Source organism: Limnospira sp. PMC 1279.21, from assembly GCF_032349615.1.
GTDB lineage: Bacteria > Cyanobacteriota > Cyanobacteriia > Cyanobacteriales > Microcoleaceae > Limnospira > Limnospira fusiformis.
Genome location: NZ_JARPLU010000447.1, coordinates 1 through 916, shown reverse-complemented (window position 1 = coordinate 916; position 916 = coordinate 1). Strand labels below are relative to the sequence as shown.

Here is a 916-nt window from a genome sequence, read left to right as displayed (position 1 = left end):
CCAAGCACGGTTTTGAATTGGAGTTGGGAAAGGTGACTTTCCCTTCGACCATAACACTATCGTAATAGTTTTTGCCGATAATGTTCATAGGTACTTCTCAAGCCGCAAAATTGATGGGTGTAAGCACCACCCGAGTTAGGCATCTTTTGTATAGTGGTAGAATTCCCGGAGCTTACGTGAATAGACGATAGCTTGAAAGCCCTGTGGCTTTAGCCCAGGGATGAAAAGCAACGGCGGCTTTAGCCGCATTCTTGCGCCAGATATGCTAATATAAGGGAAAATGATTGTACTTGAGTTCAAAGCACGGGTAAAGCCTGCCCAGGCTACCGCTATAGACGACGCTATACGGACGGCTCAGTTTGTCCGTAATAAGGCGTTGCGCTATTGGATGGATAGCCAAGATGTCGGCAAATACGACCTTAGCAAACTCTGCAAAGCGTTAGCTGAGGAGTTTCCCTTTGCCAAGAAACTCAACTCCATGGCTCGTCAGGCTTCAGCAGAACGGGCCTGGAGTTCAATCAGTCGGTTCTACGACAACTGCAAAAAGGGCATTAAGCCCGTAGGATTCCCCAGGTTCAAAAAGCATTCCCGCTCGGTGGAGTACAAAACCTCTGGATGGAAACTGCTCGGGCCGAAGCGCATCACATTCACCGATGGCTTCGGGATTGGGGAATTGCGGTTGCTCGGAACCTACGATCTGGCACGCTATGACGAATCCCTGATTAAACGGGTTCGCTTAGTCCGTCGCGCTGATGGCTACTACGTTCAGTTCTGCATCCAGGTTGATGTTCAGGTGCAGAGTGAACCGAGTCAAAAAGCTGTTGGCATTGACCTAGGGTTGCGGTATTTTATCGCTGCCAGTGATGGCAGTGTGGTGGAAGCACCGCAGTTCTATCGCAAGTCTGAAAGGCGGTTG

General features: G+C 49.8%; 1 protein-coding gene. It reads left to right on the top strand.

The genetic code is table 11. The features are described 5' to 3' along the window. Positions 1 to 280: 280 nt before the first annotated feature. Positions 281 to 916: transposase (locus P5683_RS25340; RefSeq protein ID WP_315645660.1), on the top strand; the 636-nt coding region annotated here is incomplete at its 3' end.